Consider the following 17,256-nt stretch of genomic DNA (forward strand, 5'->3'; position numbering starts at 1 on the left):
TGTAGGTTGTATTTATAATGGAAAATCTTATTAGTGGTGCAATTAAATTTATGGAACAGGATTTCAAAGAACACAAAGAACTCTTTGAAAGTCTTAAAAATAAACAAAACCCTCATACTCTTTTTATAGGCTGCTCTGATTCTAGAGTGATTCCAAATCTAATAACCAATACCGGCCCAGGAGAGCTTTTTGTAATCCGCAATATTGCAAATATAGTTCCGCCCTATCGCATAGGAGAAGATTTTTTGGCCACCACTTCAGCGATAGAATATGCTTTAAATTCTTTACATATTAAAAATATTATTGTATGTGGGCATAGTAATTGTGGTGGGTGTAATGCACTTTATTATTCTGATGAGGAATTAAATAAAATTCCAAATGTAAAAAAATGGCTCACTTTGCTTGAACCTATCAAACAGGATGTTAAAGTATTCTCAAAAAGTAATATAGCTATGAGATCTTGGCTTACAGAAAAATTAAATTTAGTTAATTCTTTGCAAAATATTCTTACTTACCCTGGCGTCGAAGAGGCTTTAAACAAAGGAAGAATAGAAGTTCATGCTTGGTATTATATTATTGAAACAGGGGAAATTTATGAATATAATTTCAAAGAAAAAACCTTTACTTTAATTCAAAATAGGAAAGCATAATGAAAAAAATAATTTTGATTTTTTTAAGTTTTTTATATCTTAACGCGAATGAAATTCAACTTATAGATGCTAATGCGAGTAAAGATTATGGTGTTTATGGTTTAGTTCAAAAATACATTGAGTTAAATCGTCAAATTAAAGAATTTAAGAAAAATAACGATGAAAATTCAAGCACGTATAATGGTATTTTAAAAGAATTTGAAAGAGATAAAAAATCAATATTATCTCAAATACCTGATATGATTGTGGAACAAAAAATTGATGAAAAAGCTGTTGAAAATTTTTTAAAAGCTAAACAAGAATTATTAAAATTACAACAAAAGAGTTTCAATAAACCTTTTATTTATACTGATACAAGCCTAAATCTTGTTTATTTCAATATGGTAGAAAGTTTTTTCTCGTCTTTATTTGAACTTGAAAAACTTTTTAAAAACGCAGAAAGTAGTGAAAGTATAATTTCTACGGTTGATAAAGCCATGGAGAATTTACAAAATTTAACCGATATCGATTTAGATACCTATAAAAGCAAGATTACAGATCCAAAAGAGCTTGAAAAAATCACATCTAAAGAAGAAACAATTACAAATGCCTTTAATGCTTATATAGAAATCTTAAAATATTTACGTTCTAATGCCAATTTATTAGAAAGCAATTATCTTTTTTCTCTTTTAGGTCTTCAAATTTGGATTGATAAAATCAATACTTTTATAAATATTGATTTCTTAAATGTGGGAAAAATAACTATTTCTGCTTTAGTTTTAGTTTTCTTTATTTCTTTAAGACGCTTTTTTTCCAACATAGTTTATTTTTTTCTTGTGCGTTTAATTTATCGCAATAAAAAAGAAGCTGACGATATTAAGGTTATTTTTATTGAAAATATTAAAAAACCTGTAGGTATTTTACTTATTTGCTACGCTCTCTCACTTTGTCTTACTATAGCATTTTATCCTGCACCTTTAAGTGTAAAACTTAGCAATCTTTTTAATATCATTTATGCTGTTTTAATTGCTTGGCTTGTATTAAAAATTCTTGATGGCTATGGTGTGGTTTTAGTGTCTAAGCTTGCACAAAAAAGTGAAAAAAAAGAAGTGGTTAATTTGGTAATCAAAATTTTATATTTCGTGATCATTATTATTGCACTTCTTTATGTTTTAGCACGACTCGGTTTTAATATTTCAGCTATCATTGCCTCTTTAGGAATTGGTGGTTTAGCGGTTGCTTTAGCAGCTAAAGATATCATTGCTAATTTCTTTGCATCGATTTTATTATTATTTGATAATAGTTTTAATCAAGGAGACTGGGTTGAGGTTTCAGGCATAGAAGGAACCGTTGTTGAAATAGGGCTTAGAAAGACAACCATAAGGACTTTTGATAATTGTTTGGTTTTTTTACCTAATTCAACTATTATGAGTGCTAATATTAAAAATTGGAGTAAGCGTCGTATGGGACGTCATGTAAAAATGTATCTTGGTGTAGGATACGATGCTACTCCAGAAAAATTGGATAGCTGTATTAAAGATTTGAAAGAACTTTTATATACAAGTCCATTGGTAGCACATGAAGATGATAGTGCTTTAAAATACGGAGATCACACAACTAAATATCGCCAAAATTTAGTATCGATTAATGATCTTGAAGGTTATAAAAATGCTTGTTATGTGGCTTTGAGTGAATTTGCAGATAGTAGCATCAATATAGAATTATACTTTTATACCAAATCAATTCATTCAAAAGAATTTAGAGAAGCTAGACAAGAATTGATGCTTGAGTTTATGCGTATCATTGAAAAAAATGGTTTGACTTTTGCTTTCCCAAGTCGCAGTATTTATATAGAAAATTTACCTCCGCTTGATTTACAGCCAAAAGAATAGCTTTTGCTATTCTTATACTGGCATAACGCGAATATTTGGGCTTAATTCTTCTTGTAAAATATTTTCAATAGCGTATAAAGTAGCACCACTTCCGCTAGAACAACCACTACAGGCACCTAAATAGCGAATATAAACATCGATAGCACCACCTTCAGCCTTTTGTATATCAATCACCTCTAAATCGCCTCCATCATTATGAAGCATAGGGCGAATTTCAGTATCTAAAACGCTTTCTACCGCTTTTAGCTGACCTACTAAAGTCATTTCATCAAAAGCAACGTCATTTTTTGTAGCATTTTTTAACTTTTCTCTATCCATTTCAGCTCTTGTTTCGGCTAAAATATCTACAAGATAATGATCCCTTTTTTCATGCCCACCTGGTTTAACACAAGATTTGCAAAAGGCACCCGCTTTAGTGTATTGAGTGATTTCTTCAACTGTATGCAAATCATTAAGTCTAATAACATCCTTAATGGTTCCAAGGCTTACCCTAGCACATTCACACACTATAATTTGATCTTCAAAATCCTCAGGGTTAATTCCTTTATAATGAGCCGCGGCTTGTTTAATAACATCATAAGCCATAACCGAACAATGCATTTTTTGAGGTGGAACTGCTGGAGTTTCTGGATTGTCACGCATAGCAAATTCTACATCCAAATTTGTAATTTTTACTGCTTCATCTACAGTTTTTCCTATGCAAAGATCCACCATAGTATCACTGCTTGCTATAGCAGTGCCACAGCCAAAACTTTTAAATTTGGCATCAATAATTTTATCTGTTTTTTCATCAACCAACCAAAAAAGCCTTACCGCATCCCCGCAACTTTCTGCTCCAAAATCAGCCACAATAAGCTTTGCATTGCGATTTTTAGCATCTTCTTCGCTAAATTCCCCCATATGTTGAGGGTTATTCATTCTATCTTGAACTTTTTGGGAATACTCATCCCAAATTGATCCTCCAATTAAACTATTTTTTCCCATTTTTTATCCTTTTATTTATAATTATTTGGATTATAAGCGTAAGTGCAAGAAATTTTTCTTAATCTTTGCGTTGCATTTTTTATTTGTTCTGCAGCATAATCAATTTCTTCTTCTGTGTTAAATCTCGATAAAGAAAGTCTTAAAGCCGTATGTGCTAAATCATGCTCTGCACCGATTGCCTCCATAATAGGATTACTCTCAAGTGCTTCACTAGCACAGGCTGATCCTGTACTTGCCGCTATACCATTTTTATTTAAATCCCAAAGCATAGCTTCACCTTCAACGCCTTTGATACTTGCTAAAATAGTATTTGGCACCCTATGTTCTCTTTTGCCAACCACCGTTGTATCAGGCAAAGCTAAAATTTTATCTTCTAATTTATCTCTTAAACGGCGTATATGAGAATCTTCAAAATCAAGCATAGTATTAGCTATACGCAAAGCCTCTCCCATAGCCACTATGTAAGGTACATTTAAAGTCCCACTTCTTCTACCACCCATATGCTCTCCACCATGTAATAATGGGGTGAGTTTAAGCCCTTTTTTAATAAAAAGTCCGCCAATGCCTTTTGGTCCATGGAATTTATGAGCTGAAAAAGATGCAAAATCAACACCCACATCACTTAAATTAACTTTGATTTTGCCCACCGCCTGGGTTGCATCCGTATGAAAAAGCGCTCCAAATTCGTGTGCAAGTTCCGCCATAGCTTTGATATCAAAAATCATACCTGTTTCATTATTGGCCCACATTACGCTTACAAGGGCGGTTTTATCACTAATAACTTTACGTAAATCTTCCACGGTTGAGACACCTTCTTCATTAACAGGAAGTTCTATCACTTTCACACCAAGACTTTTTAAAAAATATGCTGCAGCAGTTACTGCAGGGTGTTCTACGCTAGAAATAATCACTTCATTGCGTTCTTTATTTAAAATATGATCAAAATACACACCTTTTAAAACCCAATTGATACTTTCAGTTGCACAGGATGTGATCACTATATCATCTAAATCATTTGCTCCAAGTCCTACATAAAGCTTATCTAGAGCTTCTCTTAAAGCCGGATGGGTTGTGCTTCCCCACTGATGAAGACTATTTGGATTGCCATACATTTCTTTAAAAAATGGCAACATAAGTTCGTAGGCATTTGGATCGATCATTGTTGTTGCATTATTATCTAAATATACTTTCATCTTAATATCCTTAATAAGTTTATAATTAGGATATTTTTTATCCTTTAATTAAAATGGATAATAACAGAAATTTATTAATTTTAGTTTAAATGCAAAATAAAATTTTTATATGAGTTTAGATTTTATTTGTTGTTCATAGTATTTAGCTATTTTAGAATCTTCTTTTGAAGTGTGATTTACAATAAAATCTCTAACTACTTGATCTAATTTTTCAGCTAAAATATGAATCGATTTAGCTTCACTGATTATAATTTCTTCAATCTCTAAAACAATACTACGATGAATTTTTGTATGTTCACGGATATAAGGGTAGTGAATTTCTCTCATAAAATCTTCTTCGTCTGAAAAATGCCTATTAAGCATAATAAGTAGTTCTTTTAAAACATTTTTGAGTTCTTTTGGATTAATATGGCGATAATTCATCAAAGAAAGCTTGATTGAGATTTCAAAAAGCTCTTCATGTTGAGAATCTAAAAGTTCATTATGCATAGAAATAATTTTTTGGTTAGAAATCATACTAAAACTCTCATTGTTGCGTAAATTAATGTTAATTAAACAAAAAATCCGATTATAAATTTTAAAACTTAAATTTAGATTAGTTTAAAATCGATAATCTTAAAAATACAAATATTAAACCATTACTGACATATAAGAATTTAATATTTTATTTAAATTTGCCTGTTTTTGGCGACGATCTAAAAAATGTTCTATGGAATTAGAACGCATTGTACTGGCTTCATCCAATCTAGAAACATCTTGACTTTGATTTTTATATTCTTCTTTTAAATCATTAAAATCGCTTTTAACTTGATCCATATAAATTTGAAAAATCGAGCTTGAATTTGCAAATTCTCTCAAATCCATATCTTTTTGATAATTGATATATTGTTGATAAAAAACCGAAAGTTTTTCTTTGGAGGTTGTTTTTTTATCAACACCATTGACATAAAGATAAAGATCAAAACTCATTTTTTCTTTGTTATTTTGTTTGATGAAATCTTCTGCATCTATTTCACCTTTTAAAATTTTTTGTAAATTCTGATGCGAACTAAGATCTAAGGTTTCTGGTTTCATAAAAAAGTTTAACTCATTGTCGTTTTGTGTTTTGATATCATGATATATAAAATTCATCAAAAGACCTGATTTAGAAACTTCTGCATTTTTTGTCAAATAAGGCTTTAAAATTTCATTAGATGAGGTATCGTTTAAAGCTTTATCAAAGTGAAAATTAACGATTTTATTATCCAACATTAAAGTGTTTAAATCAGTATTTTTATTTAATGCGAAATTTAATTCTTCTTGATTATTGTAAATTCTTGCAATTTTTCCTAAGAATTCTCCACTTTCTGTCGAAAAACCTGCTGAAAGTTTTGAAATACTACTGCGACTTAAATTTGCATTATCATTCTCCATAAATTCATTATTAATTACTTTTAAAGAATTGTAATAGCTATTTAAAAGATAAGGCAAGTCTATTTTATTGTAATTGAAACTTTCATCCTGCCTTGTCAATTCTTTAGCGATACTTCTAACACTCTTAATATGAATATCATAAGATTCTGGAATATTGGCTATTTTGTTTAAATCTTTATCAAAAAAACCCTCTTCATTGGTTCTAAAACCAAATTCGCTTGCATAGGAAGTATTATTAAAGATATGATTTAATTGTTCTAAACGATTATTCTCTTCAAAATTTGAATTTTCTTTATCCTTTATCAAATTCAAAGCAGAACTATTGCTTAAAGGATTAGACAAAGCCAAATTTTGATAAGGATTTGCCGAATTTATTATCATTGTTACATCTTTCCAAAAATATTGCTAATTTTTTACAAGCAAAAGGTGTGCCAAGTTTTAAAAAATATAAAATTCAGTCAAAAATTAGCAAAAATTCGCTATGATTAGCCTTTTCTAAATTTTTGGAAAATAAATTTTATCCGAAAGGAAAGCGTATGCCAAAGATGAAAAGCGTTAAAAGCGCTGTTAAACGCTTTAAAGTAGGTAAAAACAAAATCAAAAGAGGCTCAGCATTTAGAAGCCATATTTTGACTAAAAAACCTGCTAAAAGAATGCGTGATCTTAGAACAGCTAAATACGTGCATAGTACAAACGTAAAAGCTGTGGAAAAAATGTTAGGAATTTAAGTTTTTGACTAAAGTCATTCAAACTCCCCTTAAAAAATAAATTAAGGGCAAGCTCCAAATTTTGGACGCCACTTTATGAAAGGAAATAAAAATGGCAAGAGTAAAAACAGGTGTTGTAAGACGCCGCAGACATAAAAAAGTTTTAAAATTAGCACGAGGTTTTTATAGCGGACGTCGCAAACATTTTAGAAAAGCAAAAGAACAATTAGAAAGAAGTCTTGTTTATGCTTATCGTGATAGACGTCGCAAAAAAAGAGACTTTCGTCGTCTTTGGATTGTGCGTATCAACGCTGCTTGTAGGTTAAATGATTTAAGCTACTCAAGGTTTATCAATGGACTTAAGAAAGCAGGTATCGAGCTTGATAGAAAAATTTTAGCAGACTTAGCTATGAATGATGCTGCTGCATTCTCAAAAATTGTAGATGCTGTAAAAAAAGCTCTTTAAAATTTACTTCCATGGGGGGGGGGTAAGGCAATTTTGAGATTCTTTATTTAAATCCCCCCCCCCCCCGTAACTTAACTTGACTAAAATATTTTCATAAGATTTTAATTCATCTAAACCTTTTTCTAAATATTTTCCTGTTTCACTTTTTTGTTCCAACTTATCTGAAATTTCTTTACCTGAATTAATAAGTTCTGAGATGGTTTTTGAAAATTCATCTGATTTGTCTCTTATAAAATTCATTTGCTTAGCACTTGAATTTGAACTCTTAGCTATAGATTGGATTGTTTGAATAACAAGTTTGATAGCTGCTTCCATCTCCATTAGGCTCGTTTGGGTATTGTCTGAAAGTTTTCTAACTTCATCCGCAACAACTGCAAATCCGCGACCTAATTTTCCAGCTCTTGCGGCTTCAATACCTGCATTTAAAGATAAAAGACTTGTTTGTTCAACAATTCCTGATATAAGATTAAGCATTTTATTAAGCTGATCAATGTTTTTTAAAGAAGATTGAACCTCTTTTTCTAAATTCATTTTTTCTTCACTTTGATATAAGTTATATTCCAAATAATCAATAAAATTCGAAAAATTTTCATTTATGGTTAAAAGACTTTCTTTGATATGCTGGAATTCTTGAAAAGTTTCTTTAAAAGTATTGGAGTTATTATCTAAGTTTAGGGTGGTATTTTTAAGCTGGTCTAAAATCATTTGATTGATTTTATTAATGATTTCAAGTTTTCTTGCTCTAATATTAAGATAATAATATTTAAAATCCGCGTATTTATTAGTAAATGTTTTTAAGTATCTTGAATTAAAATGAGCATTTTCATCAATTTCGTAGAAAAATATAGCCACCAAACTTTTAAAAATTTCTACTCCATAAACTTCACCAAAACAAGAAAATCCTACTATAGGATATTGGTTTAATTTTAAATTTTTAATATGTTCGCTATTTTGAAATCTTCTTAAAATACAATCATTAAAAATAGCTCCTATTGGTTTTATATTGGATTTATTGTCCGATATAAATTTTTCATAATCTTTTTCTATAGATTTAATAAAATCCGTTTTTTTAAGCAAAGTAATTTCTTGACCGCTTGATAACTCTCCAAATCCTAGCAAAGCTTTATCTGAAAAAATTTTCATCGGAGAAAGAAACAAGTCATTACTTATCTTAATGCCAAGAGTATAATCTTGGGTTTTAGCCTCCAATTCTTCAAAACTACAAGAAAAATGCTTACATAAAGCTTCAATTACATTTACAGCCTGAAAATTATCTAAGTCTAAAAATTCTCGGATCAATGTAAATCTATTTTGCTGTTCAGCATCTAAGATTGTAAAAATCTTATTCTTATCATGCATTTCTGAAAAATTTTGAGATTTCATAAAATCAAAACGATATTTTGGCTTAAACTGAATATGCATACTGATAGCATAATTTTCAAGCACTTCATCATTATAAAAAATACAAGTTTCATTAAGCTTATCCAAATTGCCACTTGCACCAGCTCCTAAGAGAGGCAAAGGATATTTAGCAAATTTATAAAGCATCTCAATCACCATACTTTCACTTCCACTTACTCCATTATGAATTAAGTAATGTAAAGTATCCGAGGCATTTGCATAAAAAGGTACATCTAAAGATGCAACTTCATTTTCTATTAAATTTTTTCTTTCTTGACGATCTTTAATCTCTGCAAATAATTTAATTTTATGGGCATAAAAATTTTCTATCATTCCATCGCTAAAAATCATAAGAGTAATACCTTGAACATTATGCAAATAAGGATTATCCATGATTTGATTATCTTGAGAGATATTACACAATAAATCAGAGGCTGAAATTAAAACCAAATCACAATCTTGGGAAAGAGTATTCTTAATTCTCATTCCTATATCTTTAAAATCAAGTTTGTATGAAGCAAAACCTATAGCTAATCTAGGTTTAAATTCCAAACAACTCAATTTATCTTCTATTTCATTTTCTAAAAAATAAAAAGTCTCTAAAGGTTTTACCTTGGTTTGACTTTGTGTATTTTTTTTAAAAAATTTGTTAAACATACCAACCTCAAAAATTTTATTGCATATAAGAAATTTTTTGTTTTTGCTGAGTTATTATTTTGTAAAACAAAATAATTTTTAGTTTTAAAAATTTCATTGTAGCATAAAAATTTTAAAAATCATAAATAAATTTTAGCTATAATAGTAATTATAAAAATTTCAAGTCTTAAGGAAAATCTATGGCAACAGATATGAATGAAATTTTATTACAAAGTGTTGAGGTTTTACCTTCTTTGCCTGATACTATCAGCAAATTAAGAAAATATATTGAAGAATCTAGATCGAATCTAGAAATCAGTAAAGTTGCGGATATTATTTCAAGCGATCCCTTGATGACTGCCAAACTCTTGCGCTTAGCTAATTCTCCTTTTTATGGTTTTTCAAGAGAAATTACTTCCTTAAATCAAGTTGTATCTTTGCTTGGAATAGGAAATATTATCAATACCATTATGGCGGATTCTGTAAGAGATACTTTCAAAGTAGATGTATCTCCATATGGACTAAGCACAACAGAATTTATGAATAAATGTAGCGAAGAAACAGCTTTTATCACTGATTGGCTCAATGATGAAGATAAAAAATTATCTCATTTTTTAGTTCCTTGTGCTTTAATATTAAGACTTGGCATTGTAATTTTTTCAAATTTTTTAATTCAAAATAAAAAAGATACTGAATTTTTAGAGTATTTGAAAAAAATAGATTTTAGAGATCTTTCTTTAGCTGAAAATGAATTTTTAGGTGTTGATCATATTTCATTTTTAGGCTTTTTGCTTTATCGTTGGAATTTTGATGAAATTTTAACCGAAACTATATGTTTTATAAGGACTCCTCATGCAGCCCGTGATCAGGTTAAAAAATCAGCCTATGCACTTGCAATTCTTGATCATCTTTTTATGCCTCATAGAACATTTTCTATTTTTAATGTTAAAGCTTCAATTGCCTTAATCGAAGAAGCTAAAACTCAAGGAATTAATTTCAATCTTGACAATTTTATCTCAAAACTTCCAAAAGAAATCAGAGACAATTTAGATAAAGAAGAATGAATTAGAGTTATTTTAACTCTAAAATTAATTTTCCGATACAATGAAAAGTATTATTTTGCCCCCTAATGAATTTTTAGATCATTATGTTTTAAATACAGAGTTTCACCGTCTAGCAAGAATTTCAAAAAATGCTTATAAATTTTGGAAAAATGTAGAAATAGGTAGATATCAAGGCACACGCGTTGTTTTTCTGCATAAAAATTCTATTTTAAAAAAATATGATGGAATTACAATGCAATGCACAAATTTAAATGGCTTTGTATTAGCAAGTGCTTTTTGCTCCTTTACCACTTTAGCGCCTTCGCATTTGGTAAAAAATAACAATTCTTCTATTTATAAACTTTTAGAACTCAAAGAAGTGCAAGGAATTAAATTTGTCAATTTAAAGAAATTCTATGATTTTTTAGGATTAGATTATCATCAGCACATCTATATAGAAAAATGCCATTTCTTTAGTCCAACTCCATTTGAAAAACGTATAAAAATTACCGAAAGCATGTGTGTTGGATACTATTGAAATGGAGAATTTTAATCCATTTCATAAAAATCATCATCACTTGAATCATCGTCATAATCATAATCATCATCATCGTAATTATAAGATTTATGATTATTTTGCACATAATCTTCATCGTCATAAATATCATAATCTATATCTTCATTATCTTCTTCATAAGCCATTGTTTTCTCCTAAAACTAAAATTATAGAATTATTTTAGCTTAAATTTGTTTGCTTTTGATATAATTTTTTGAATTTTTTAAAAGGTTTATTTATGAATTTAACTCATTTAGATGATAACAATCATCCAAAAATGGTAGATGTAAGCTCAAAAAATATCACTCAAAGACTTGCTAGAGCAAGTGGAATGATAAATATGTCCCAAGAAGCCTTTGAAAGCATTAAAAATAATACAGCCAAAAAAGGACCTGTTTTACAAACCGCGATCATCGCAGCTATTATGGGGGCGAAAAAAACAAGCGAATTAATCCCTATGTGCCACCCTTTAATGCTTTCTAAAATTGAAACCGATGTGATTGAATTTGAAAAAGAATTTGCCTTTAAACTTATAGTTACGGTTAAATGTGAGGGTAAAACTGGAGTTGAGATGGAAGCTTTAACCGCAGTAAGCATAGGGCTTTTAACTATTTATGATATGGTTAAGTCTATTGATAAAACTATGAAAATAGGCGAAATTGTTCTTGAGAGCAAAGAAGGGGGCAAAAGTGGTCAATTTGTGCGATCTTAACAAAGAACCTGTTATCAATTATCCAACATTTTGGGATTATAAAGTTATTTTTGATGCTCATACTAATGCAGGTGAAGTTTTTGAAAAATTGCTAGGTCAAAGAGAATTTAAATACAAGCATTCCAATGCAAGTTCTAGTGGAAAGTATCAAAGCTTTTTATTAAGCGTTTATGTTGATAGTAAGCAAGATCGCCTTGATATTTTTGAAAAACTCAAATCTAAAGCAAAATTCGTCATTTAAGGAAAAATTATGAAAAACACTTTAATTATTTTTGAAAATTCTTTATCAAGTCTTAATAATAAAGAAGCTAAGGAGTTATTAGAAGACTTGAGCTTTAATCTTGCTTATAAACAAATTACGCAAAATCCACATCACGCACAAAAAATTCTTAACTCTCTTTTAATAGAATTTCTAAGCATTTTAAAAAAACTTGATTTATTTGACAATGAGAATGTTACGAAAATCATTAAAGCTTTGGTAAAAGCCAGTATTCAAGATGCTCAAAATACTCTTTATAACTATATGAATGAGGTTGAAATTTTAAACAAGCAAATTGAAAATCAAAAAAATTCAATAAAAAATCAAATCAGCAATCATTTTTTTGAATTTGAAAATATTTTACAAGAACATCTTAATAACGAAATTTGTAGCAGTTTAAATGACGCGATTTTATTTGATATAGAAATGCTTGGAATTTTAAAAGAAACAGCAGAAAGTGCTTTTTTAACCACTTTAGAAAAAGCTGAAGATATAGAGCTTACAAGTAGTGAAATTGCTAAAAATCTTGTTTATAATGCTATTTGTGAAGCGCATTTTGAAAAAGAGCGCATTTTGAAAATTTCAAGCATTATTTTAAATACGGCTTTTGAAATAGCAAATGAATCTATGGCTTATGCAAAAGATCTTTGCTTAGGTGCGATTAAAGGCACAAGAGATGGTATCGCTTTGGCTATAGAAAAATTTAAATCTTCGCTAAGTTATGCAACCTTTGAAGAAGATATCAACCTAAAAAGCAAAGAACTTATCGGTATAGAAGATGATTTTATAGCACTCCTAAAAGAAGAAATTAAAAAACAAAATAATCCTGTTAAGGAAATAGTTGAAAATTTACTTGAATATGAACTTGACAATCTTTTTGCTAAATTTAAACGCCTTGCAATTGAAAGTAGAGAGCAGCTTATTTTAGTTTTAAACGATATCAAGAAAAATCCCAAAATCAATGATTTTAATAGACTAACCCAAAGCAAACTTTATCGCTTCAGGCAAGAACTTTACGAACTTGAAAATATAGCCAATGAAAAATACAAAGACATAAATTCTAAAAAAGCGAAAAAACTAGGCATAAGACTTTGGGAAAAAGCTAAAAATTTAATTAAAAAATAATATCCTAATTTTTAGGATATTAAATATCTATTTCTATGCCAACTGGAGCATGATCTGATCCGAAAATATCATCCCTTATAAAAGCATTTTTCAATTTACTTTTTAAATTATTTGAAATAAAGAAATAATCAATCCTCCAGCCAACATTTCTTTCCCTTGCTTTCATTCTATAACTCCACCACGAATACTTTTCTTTAATATCTCCATTGATTTCTCTAAAAGTATCCAAAAAGCCAAGCTTTAATAAATCATCAATCCAAGCTCTTTCTATAGGCAAAAAACCTGAAGTATTTGCGTTTGCCTTAGGATGTGTTAAATCAATCTCGCGGTGAGCTGTATTGACATCGCCACAAATGATAACTTCTTTACCTTCGTCCAAAAGTTTTTTAAGATAGACTAAAAAATCCGCATAAAATTTCATTTTAAAATTCAAACGCTCTTCATCTTTTTGTCCATTTGGAAAATAAATATTAAAAAGCACTACATTTTTAAACCTATGCTCTAAAACTCTACCTTCATCATCATCAAAAAATTCACATTTTTTTACTTCACAATCAAAATTGCAAAGACTCATAACACCAGAATATCCCGCTCTTTTAGCAGAATTAGAATACATATGTTTAAAAGGAAATTCATAAATTCTTTTAGGAAATTTATCTTCATGGGCTTTAATCTCTTGAAAACCTATAAAATCAATATTTTCTTTTTCTATCCAATCAAGTGCATTTTTATCGCAAATTGCTCTTAAGCCATTGACATTCCACGATAATAGTTTCATTTTCTTCCTTAAATAAAGTAATAATTTCAAAATCATAGCACAAAAAAATTTAATTTTTATGGTGATTAAGTCTATTATTTACAGAAATTTTAACCCTTATGGTATAAAAGAAATTCAACATATAATTTTATAGTTCTATATTTTTAATCAAAATTAAAGTCAAATTTCTCGGAATAATCTTTTTCAGCACTATTTTAGGTTATTTTGATATAAAATATATACTAAATATGATTTATTAATCTAAAGTCCAAGGCAAACTTATGAAACCAAAATACCACATTTTCAATAATGCTAAATACGCCTTAGAAGGGATCATGGTTTTATTTAAAAATGAGATGGCTTTTCGCATTGAAATTTGCATCATTATCCCTGCTATTTTAATCAGCATTTTTTTAAAGGTGAGTTTAATAGAACATTTTATTTTAATAGCGGTTTTAATTTTAATCTTAATCGCAGAATCTTTTAACTCAGCCATCGAAGCTTGTGTTGATCTTATAACTGACAAATGGCATCAAAAAGCAAAAATTGCTAAAGATTGTGCGAGTGCTGGAGTTTTTTTTAGTGTGATTTTGGCACTTTTTGCTTGGATTTTTATCCTAGTGGGTTTGATATGAATTTTGAAAAATTAATGTGTGGCATTTTTGGAAAAAAACGCTATGAACTTTTAAAATTTTTATGTGAAAATGCCGATGAAAATGGCTTTATTATGATCAAAATTAGTGAAATTCAAAGCGCACTCGATCTTAGCAAACCTACCATCATTGCTACTTTTAAATTTTTAGAAGAAAAAAAGCTTTTTAGGCGTCTTAAAAATGGTTTATACCAAATTTATATTAAAGAAGATATATAATTTAATTTATCTTTTTTACATATTTTGATAAATTTAAACAATTATTTTTTTCTAAAAGGGAGGGACAATGACGCTAAAAAATCCTTTAGATATGCATTTGCATTTACGTGATGAAAAAATGCTCGATTTAGTGGCACCATTTAGTGCAAAAGATTTTAAAGCCGGTGTTATCATGCCAAATTTAATCACTCCAATCACAGATATAAATTCTTTAAAAGCCTATAAACAAAGGATTATAAAAGCTTGTGAAAATGAAGATTTTACCCCTTTGATGACTTTATTTTTTAAAAAATATGATGAAAAATTTTTAGAAAATGCAAAAGATGAAATTTTTGCTATCAAGCTTTATCCAGCAGGCATAACAACAAATTCAGACAATGGAATTTCAAGCTTTGATATACAAAATTTAAAACCTACGTTAAATGCGATGAGTGAGTTAAATATACCTTTGCTGATCCACGGCGAAACCAATGATTTTGTAATGGACAGAGAGGCAAATTTTGCAAAAATTTATGAAAAATTAGCCCAAAATTTTCCAAATTTAAAAATAGTTATGGAGCACATTACCACAAAAGTTTTATGCGATTTACTCAAAGATTATGAAAATTTATACGCCACTATAACTTTACATCATTTAATGATCACTTTAGATGATGTTATAGGCGGAAAAATGGATCCACATTTATTTTGCAAACCAATTGCTAAGCGTTATGAAGACAAAGACGCACTTTGTGAACTTGCTTTTAGTGGATATGAAAAAGCTATGTTTGGAAGTGATAGTGCGCCACACCCATTGCATACTAAAGAATGTTGCGGTTGTGCGGCTGGAGTTTTTAGCGCACCTGTTATTTTACCTGTTTTAGCTGAACTTTTTGAAAAAAATTCCAATGAAAAAAATTTACAAAAATTTATTTCAGATAATGCTTGCGAAATTTATGATTTTAAATTTGAAAAAGAAAAGATTATAAATTTAGAAAAGCAAGAATGGCAAGTACCACAAAAATACGGCGATATAGTGCCTTTTATGGCAGAAAAAAGCTTAAAATTTAAAACAAAACTAATTTAGAATTAGTTTTGTTAATAACATTAATCCAATGTTTTTAAAATTTTATCAAAATTATCTTTTTTGATTCCTTTCCATACTAAAAAGTAATCTGCTATACACCATACCCATAGCACAATTAGAAAAAGGCTGCCTATAACAAAAAAACTTCCTATAACACCTAAAATAAAAACAGCAAGTTTAGCAATACCCAAATTTTTATCACCTTTATAAAAACGATCTACACCAAAGTAACCAAAAAATAGTCCCAAAACTAAACCTAAAATATGATTTTTTAAAGGTAAGGTAGCGAGAGAATTGATTTTCTCTTCAGAAGCATTTTTAAGCTTATCTTGCAAAAGTGGCAAGCCTTCAGATGGAATTTTATCTGAAATTGCCATTAAAATAGAATTAGATTCCATGTATTCTCCTAAATAATAATTATAAAAAGTGAAATTATAACGAAATATTTAAGATTTTCAATATTATTTAAAATTAAATTTATAAATGATTTTTATGATTGTAAAACTAAAAGTTTAATTTTAGAAACTATTGTTTCCTTAATATCTGATTTGATAAATTTTGTTATTTCTTCTCTATTTGTCTCAATATTATTCATACTTAAATGCCACAAAGCATTTTCTATAGCTTCTTCTCTTTTTCTTTCCACTATGCGTGTTTCATCAAAAACAAATTTATAAAAATTTATATTTTTTTCTAGCAAAAAACTTTCTAAATCTTTTTTATAAAAACCTTTAAATTCGGTATTGAAATGTTTAAATATAGGATCTAAAAAATCACTTTTTCTATAATCAGCCCAGCCAAGATATATCCTTTGCGAGGCCAAATTTAAAAAAGCTTCAAAGTCATTTTCATTTTGCAAAGCCGGAGACATACTCAAAAACGCTATATCAAATTTTTCTTGATTTTCTTGATAAAAGCTTTCAAAATCTAAATGGAGTGTTTTAACGTTGTTAATATTATTTTTTAGGGCATCTTCTTGTAAAATTTCAAGCATAGCCTTAGAGTTATCCACACCTAAAACGCTTTTTACTTTTTGTGCTAAATGTAAAGTCCAAACACCTGTGCCACAACCTATATCAACGATATTTTTATTTGTAAAATCAATATTTAATTCGTTTAGTTTTTCAAAAGTTTGCTTTTGGATATCGTTTAATTTTCCATATCTTGCATAATTTTTAGCCTTCTTATCCCACAAATTCATACTCATTCCTACAAAAATAATTAAAATATAATTGTAAGATGTTTCTTTTAATCATGCAAAGAAATAAAAAAATATCAATTAAAATCACTGATTAAATTTAAAGCAGCATTAGGATGATAAATAAAGCAAAAAATTTTTTAATAAAGATTTTATATTTTAGGAAGAAATTATTATTTAATTACTAGGATAATTATATAAAAAGATAATCTTATTAAGAAAGATAAATTGTATTAAAAAGATAATCACATAAATAAATAATCTATAACAAAAAACAATCATAAATAAAAACAATCTAATCATACAAGTAAAGATAATAATCAAGTAATAATATAAAAAAGTAAAGAT

General features: G+C 28.7%; 20 protein-coding genes and 2 pseudogenes. 12 read left to right on the plus strand and 10 right to left on the minus strand.

The genetic code is table 11. The annotated features are described in order from the left end of the window. The first annotated feature begins 17 nt into the window (after window positions 1-17). Window positions 18-650, plus strand: coding sequence for a carbonic anhydrase (locus CQA76_RS07530; RefSeq protein WP_137622791.1), 633 nt, complete (start codon window positions 18-20; stop codon window positions 648-650). After that, window positions 650-2,521 (plus strand): mechanosensitive ion channel family protein, encoded by a 1,872-nt coding sequence (locus CQA76_RS07535; protein WP_137622792.1) that lies wholly within the window; start codon window positions 650-652, stop codon window positions 2,519-2,521. The genes CQA76_RS07530 and CQA76_RS07535 overlap by 1 nt, the downstream gene beginning before the upstream one ends. Before the next feature lie 12 nt (window positions 2,522-2,533). Here the strand turns inward: CQA76_RS07535 and CQA76_RS07540 are convergent, their stop codons facing one another. From CQA76_RS07540 to CQA76_RS07555, 4 genes are all read right to left on the minus strand, one after another. Then, window positions 2,534-3,505 (minus strand): iron-sulfur cluster assembly scaffold protein, encoded by a 972-nt coding sequence (locus CQA76_RS07540; protein ID WP_137622793.1) that lies wholly within the window; start codon window positions 3,503-3,505, stop codon window positions 2,534-2,536. A gap of 11 nt (window positions 3,506-3,516) precedes the next feature. Then, on the minus strand, window positions 3,517-4,698 hold the full coding sequence (locus CQA76_RS07545; RefSeq protein WP_137622794.1) for a NifS family cysteine desulfurase: 1,182 nt from the start codon (window positions 4,696-4,698) through the stop codon (window positions 3,517-3,519). A 105-nt stretch (window positions 4,699-4,803) separates the two neighbouring features. Continuing rightward, window positions 4,804-5,214 (minus strand): hemerythrin domain-containing protein, encoded by a 411-nt coding sequence (locus tag CQA76_RS07550; RefSeq protein WP_137622795.1) that lies wholly within the window; start codon window positions 5,212-5,214, stop codon window positions 4,804-4,806. Window positions 5,215-5,328: 114 nt separating this feature from the next. After that, window positions 5,329-6,492 (minus strand): hypothetical protein, encoded by a 1,164-nt coding sequence (locus CQA76_RS07555; protein WP_137622796.1) that lies wholly within the window; start codon window positions 6,490-6,492, stop codon window positions 5,329-5,331. Between the two features lie 155 nt (window positions 6,493-6,647). Between CQA76_RS07555 and rpmI the strand changes: the two genes are divergently transcribed. Together rpmI and rplT are read left to right on the plus strand one after the other, a co-directional pair. Further along, complete coding sequence (rpmI, locus tag CQA76_RS07560; RefSeq protein WP_002777995.1) at window positions 6,648-6,839, plus strand: 50S ribosomal protein L35; 192 nt, start codon at window positions 6,648-6,650, stop codon at window positions 6,837-6,839. A 91-nt stretch (window positions 6,840-6,930) separates the two neighbouring features. Continuing rightward, the gene (rplT, locus tag CQA76_RS07565; protein ID WP_137622797.1) at window positions 6,931-7,284 is read left to right on the plus strand and encodes a 50S ribosomal protein L20; all 354 of its coding nucleotides are present in this window, start codon (window positions 6,931-6,933) and stop codon (window positions 7,282-7,284) included. A 3-nt stretch (window positions 7,285-7,287) separates the two neighbouring features. On the opposite strand, the pseudogene CQA76_RS09460 reads toward rplT, so the two are convergent. Together CQA76_RS09460 and CQA76_RS09465 are read right to left on the minus strand one after the other, a co-directional pair. Continuing rightward, window positions 7,288-7,746: pseudogene (locus CQA76_RS09460) on the minus strand (methyl-accepting chemotaxis protein); the annotation flags it as partial. A 474-nt stretch (window positions 7,747-8,220) separates the two neighbouring features. Next, window positions 8,221-9,342, minus strand: a pseudogene (locus tag CQA76_RS09465) (FIST N-terminal domain-containing protein); the annotation flags it as partial. 179 nt (window positions 9,343-9,521) lie between these two features. Here CQA76_RS09465 and CQA76_RS07575 point away from each other — a divergent pair. After that, window positions 9,522-10,385: an HDOD domain-containing protein gene (locus CQA76_RS07575; protein ID WP_137622799.1), complete on the plus strand. Its 864-nt coding sequence runs from the start codon at window positions 9,522-9,524 to the stop codon at window positions 10,383-10,385. Window positions 10,386-10,425: 40 nt separating this feature from the next. Further along, window positions 10,426-10,902 (plus strand): cheVAW transcriptional regulator CheQ, encoded by a 477-nt coding sequence (gene cheQ, locus CQA76_RS07580; RefSeq protein ID WP_137622800.1) that lies wholly within the window; start codon window positions 10,426-10,428, stop codon window positions 10,900-10,902. Window positions 10,903-10,913: 11 nt separating this feature from the next. Here cheQ and CQA76_RS07585 read toward each other — a convergent pair whose 3' ends face one another. After that, window positions 10,914-11,066: a highly acidic protein gene (locus CQA76_RS07585; protein ID WP_137622801.1), complete on the minus strand. Its 153-nt coding sequence runs from the start codon at window positions 11,064-11,066 to the stop codon at window positions 10,914-10,916. A 92-nt stretch (window positions 11,067-11,158) separates the two neighbouring features. On the opposite strand from CQA76_RS07585, the gene moaC reads away from it, so the two are divergent. The 3 genes from moaC to CQA76_RS07600 are packed head-to-tail and all read left to right on the plus strand — an operon-like array spanning window position 11,159 to window position 13,016. Then, window positions 11,159-11,632, plus strand: a complete 474-nt coding sequence (moaC, locus tag CQA76_RS07590) for a cyclic pyranopterin monophosphate synthase MoaC (RefSeq protein WP_137622802.1) — start codon at window positions 11,159-11,161, stop codon at window positions 11,630-11,632. Beyond that, entirely contained in the window at window positions 11,610-11,873 is a 264-nt protein-coding gene (locus tag CQA76_RS07595) for an HP0495 family protein (protein WP_137622803.1), read from the plus strand. The genes moaC and CQA76_RS07595 overlap by 23 nt, the downstream gene beginning before the upstream one ends. Window positions 11,874-11,882: 9 nt before the next feature. Continuing rightward, window positions 11,883-13,016 (plus strand): hypothetical protein, encoded by a 1,134-nt coding sequence (locus tag CQA76_RS07600; protein WP_137622804.1) that lies wholly within the window; start codon window positions 11,883-11,885, stop codon window positions 13,014-13,016. A gap of 19 nt (window positions 13,017-13,035) precedes the next feature. Here the strand turns inward: CQA76_RS07600 and CQA76_RS07605 are convergent, their stop codons facing one another. Beyond that, window positions 13,036-13,794, minus strand: coding sequence for an exodeoxyribonuclease III (locus CQA76_RS07605; RefSeq protein ID WP_137622805.1), 759 nt, complete (start codon window positions 13,792-13,794; stop codon window positions 13,036-13,038). A 260-nt stretch (window positions 13,795-14,054) separates the two neighbouring features. On the opposite strand from CQA76_RS07605, the gene CQA76_RS07610 reads away from it, so the two are divergent. The 3 genes from CQA76_RS07610 (at window position 14,055) to pyrC (ending at window position 15,710) form a co-directional block, all read left to right on the plus strand. After that, entirely contained in the window at window positions 14,055-14,408 is a 354-nt protein-coding gene (locus tag CQA76_RS07610) for a diacylglycerol kinase (protein WP_137622806.1), read from the plus strand. Beyond that, window positions 14,405-14,644: a replication/maintenance protein RepL gene (locus CQA76_RS07615; RefSeq protein ID WP_137622807.1), complete on the plus strand. Its 240-nt coding sequence runs from the start codon at window positions 14,405-14,407 to the stop codon at window positions 14,642-14,644. Before CQA76_RS07610 ends, CQA76_RS07615 begins: the two co-directional genes overlap by 4 nt. 67 nt (window positions 14,645-14,711) lie before the next feature. Next, window positions 14,712-15,710: a dihydroorotase gene (pyrC, locus tag CQA76_RS07620; RefSeq protein ID WP_137622808.1), complete on the plus strand. Its 999-nt coding sequence runs from the start codon at window positions 14,712-14,714 to the stop codon at window positions 15,708-15,710. A 20-nt stretch (window positions 15,711-15,730) separates the two neighbouring features. Here the strand turns inward: pyrC and CQA76_RS07625 are convergent, their stop codons facing one another. Together CQA76_RS07625 and CQA76_RS07630 are read right to left on the minus strand one after the other, a co-directional pair. After that, window positions 15,731-16,108, minus strand: coding sequence for a TM2 domain-containing protein (locus CQA76_RS07625; protein ID WP_137622809.1), 378 nt, complete (start codon window positions 16,106-16,108; stop codon window positions 15,731-15,733). Window positions 16,109-16,200: 92 nt separating this feature from the next. After that, window positions 16,201-16,911, minus strand: coding sequence for a class I SAM-dependent methyltransferase (locus tag CQA76_RS07630; RefSeq protein ID WP_137622810.1), 711 nt, complete (start codon window positions 16,909-16,911; stop codon window positions 16,201-16,203). Window positions 16,912-17,256 lie beyond the last annotated feature (345 nt).

The organism is Campylobacter aviculae (assembly GCF_005406215.1).
In the GTDB taxonomy this organism is placed as follows: domain Bacteria; phylum Campylobacterota; class Campylobacteria; order Campylobacterales; family Campylobacteraceae; genus Campylobacter_D; species Campylobacter_D aviculae.

Bases quoted from the DNA above. Each gene is read 5' to 3' on its own strand.
- CQA76_RS07530 (WP_137622791.1), top strand. From the start codon at position 18: ATGGAAAATCTTATTAGTGGTGCAATTAAATTTATGGAACAGGATTTC.
- CQA76_RS07535 (WP_137622792.1), top strand. From the start codon at position 650: ATGAAAAAAATAATTTTGATTTTTTTAAGTTTTTTATATCTTAACGCG.
- CQA76_RS07540 (WP_137622793.1), bottom strand. From the start codon at position 3,505: ATGGGAAAAAATAGTTTAATTGGAGGATCAATTTGGGATGAGTATTCC.
- CQA76_RS07545 (WP_137622794.1), bottom strand. From the start codon at position 4,698: ATGAAAGTATATTTAGATAATAATGCAACAACAATGATCGATCCAAAT.
- CQA76_RS07550 (WP_137622795.1), bottom strand. From the start codon at position 5,214: ATGATTTCTAACCAAAAAATTATTTCTATGCATAATGAACTTTTAGAT.
- CQA76_RS07555 (WP_137622796.1), bottom strand. From the start codon at position 6,492: ATGATAATAAATTCGGCAAATCCTTATCAAAATTTGGCTTTGTCTAAT.
- rpmI (WP_002777995.1), top strand. From the start codon at position 6,648: ATGCCAAAGATGAAAAGCGTTAAAAGCGCTGTTAAACGCTTTAAAGTA.
- rplT (WP_137622797.1), top strand. From the start codon at position 6,931: ATGGCAAGAGTAAAAACAGGTGTTGTAAGACGCCGCAGACATAAAAAA.
- CQA76_RS07575 (WP_137622799.1), top strand. From the start codon at position 9,522: ATGGCAACAGATATGAATGAAATTTTATTACAAAGTGTTGAGGTTTTA.
- cheQ (WP_137622800.1), top strand. From the start codon at position 10,426: ATGAAAAGTATTATTTTGCCCCCTAATGAATTTTTAGATCATTATGTT.
- CQA76_RS07585 (WP_137622801.1), bottom strand. From the start codon at position 11,066: ATGGCTTATGAAGAAGATAATGAAGATATAGATTATGATATTTATGAC.
- moaC (WP_137622802.1), top strand. From the start codon at position 11,159: ATGAATTTAACTCATTTAGATGATAACAATCATCCAAAAATGGTAGAT.
- CQA76_RS07600 (WP_137622804.1), top strand. From the start codon at position 11,883: ATGAAAAACACTTTAATTATTTTTGAAAATTCTTTATCAAGTCTTAAT.
- CQA76_RS07605 (WP_137622805.1), bottom strand. From the start codon at position 13,794: ATGAAACTATTATCGTGGAATGTCAATGGCTTAAGAGCAATTTGCGAT.
- CQA76_RS07610 (WP_137622806.1), top strand. From the start codon at position 14,055: ATGAAACCAAAATACCACATTTTCAATAATGCTAAATACGCCTTAGAA.
- CQA76_RS07615 (WP_137622807.1), top strand. From the start codon at position 14,405: ATGAATTTTGAAAAATTAATGTGTGGCATTTTTGGAAAAAAACGCTAT.
- pyrC (WP_137622808.1), top strand. From the start codon at position 14,712: ATGACGCTAAAAAATCCTTTAGATATGCATTTGCATTTACGTGATGAA.
- CQA76_RS07625 (WP_137622809.1), bottom strand. From the start codon at position 16,108: ATGGAATCTAATTCTATTTTAATGGCAATTTCAGATAAAATTCCATCT.
- CQA76_RS07630 (WP_137622810.1), bottom strand. From the start codon at position 16,911: ATGAATTTGTGGGATAAGAAGGCTAAAAATTATGCAAGATATGGAAAA.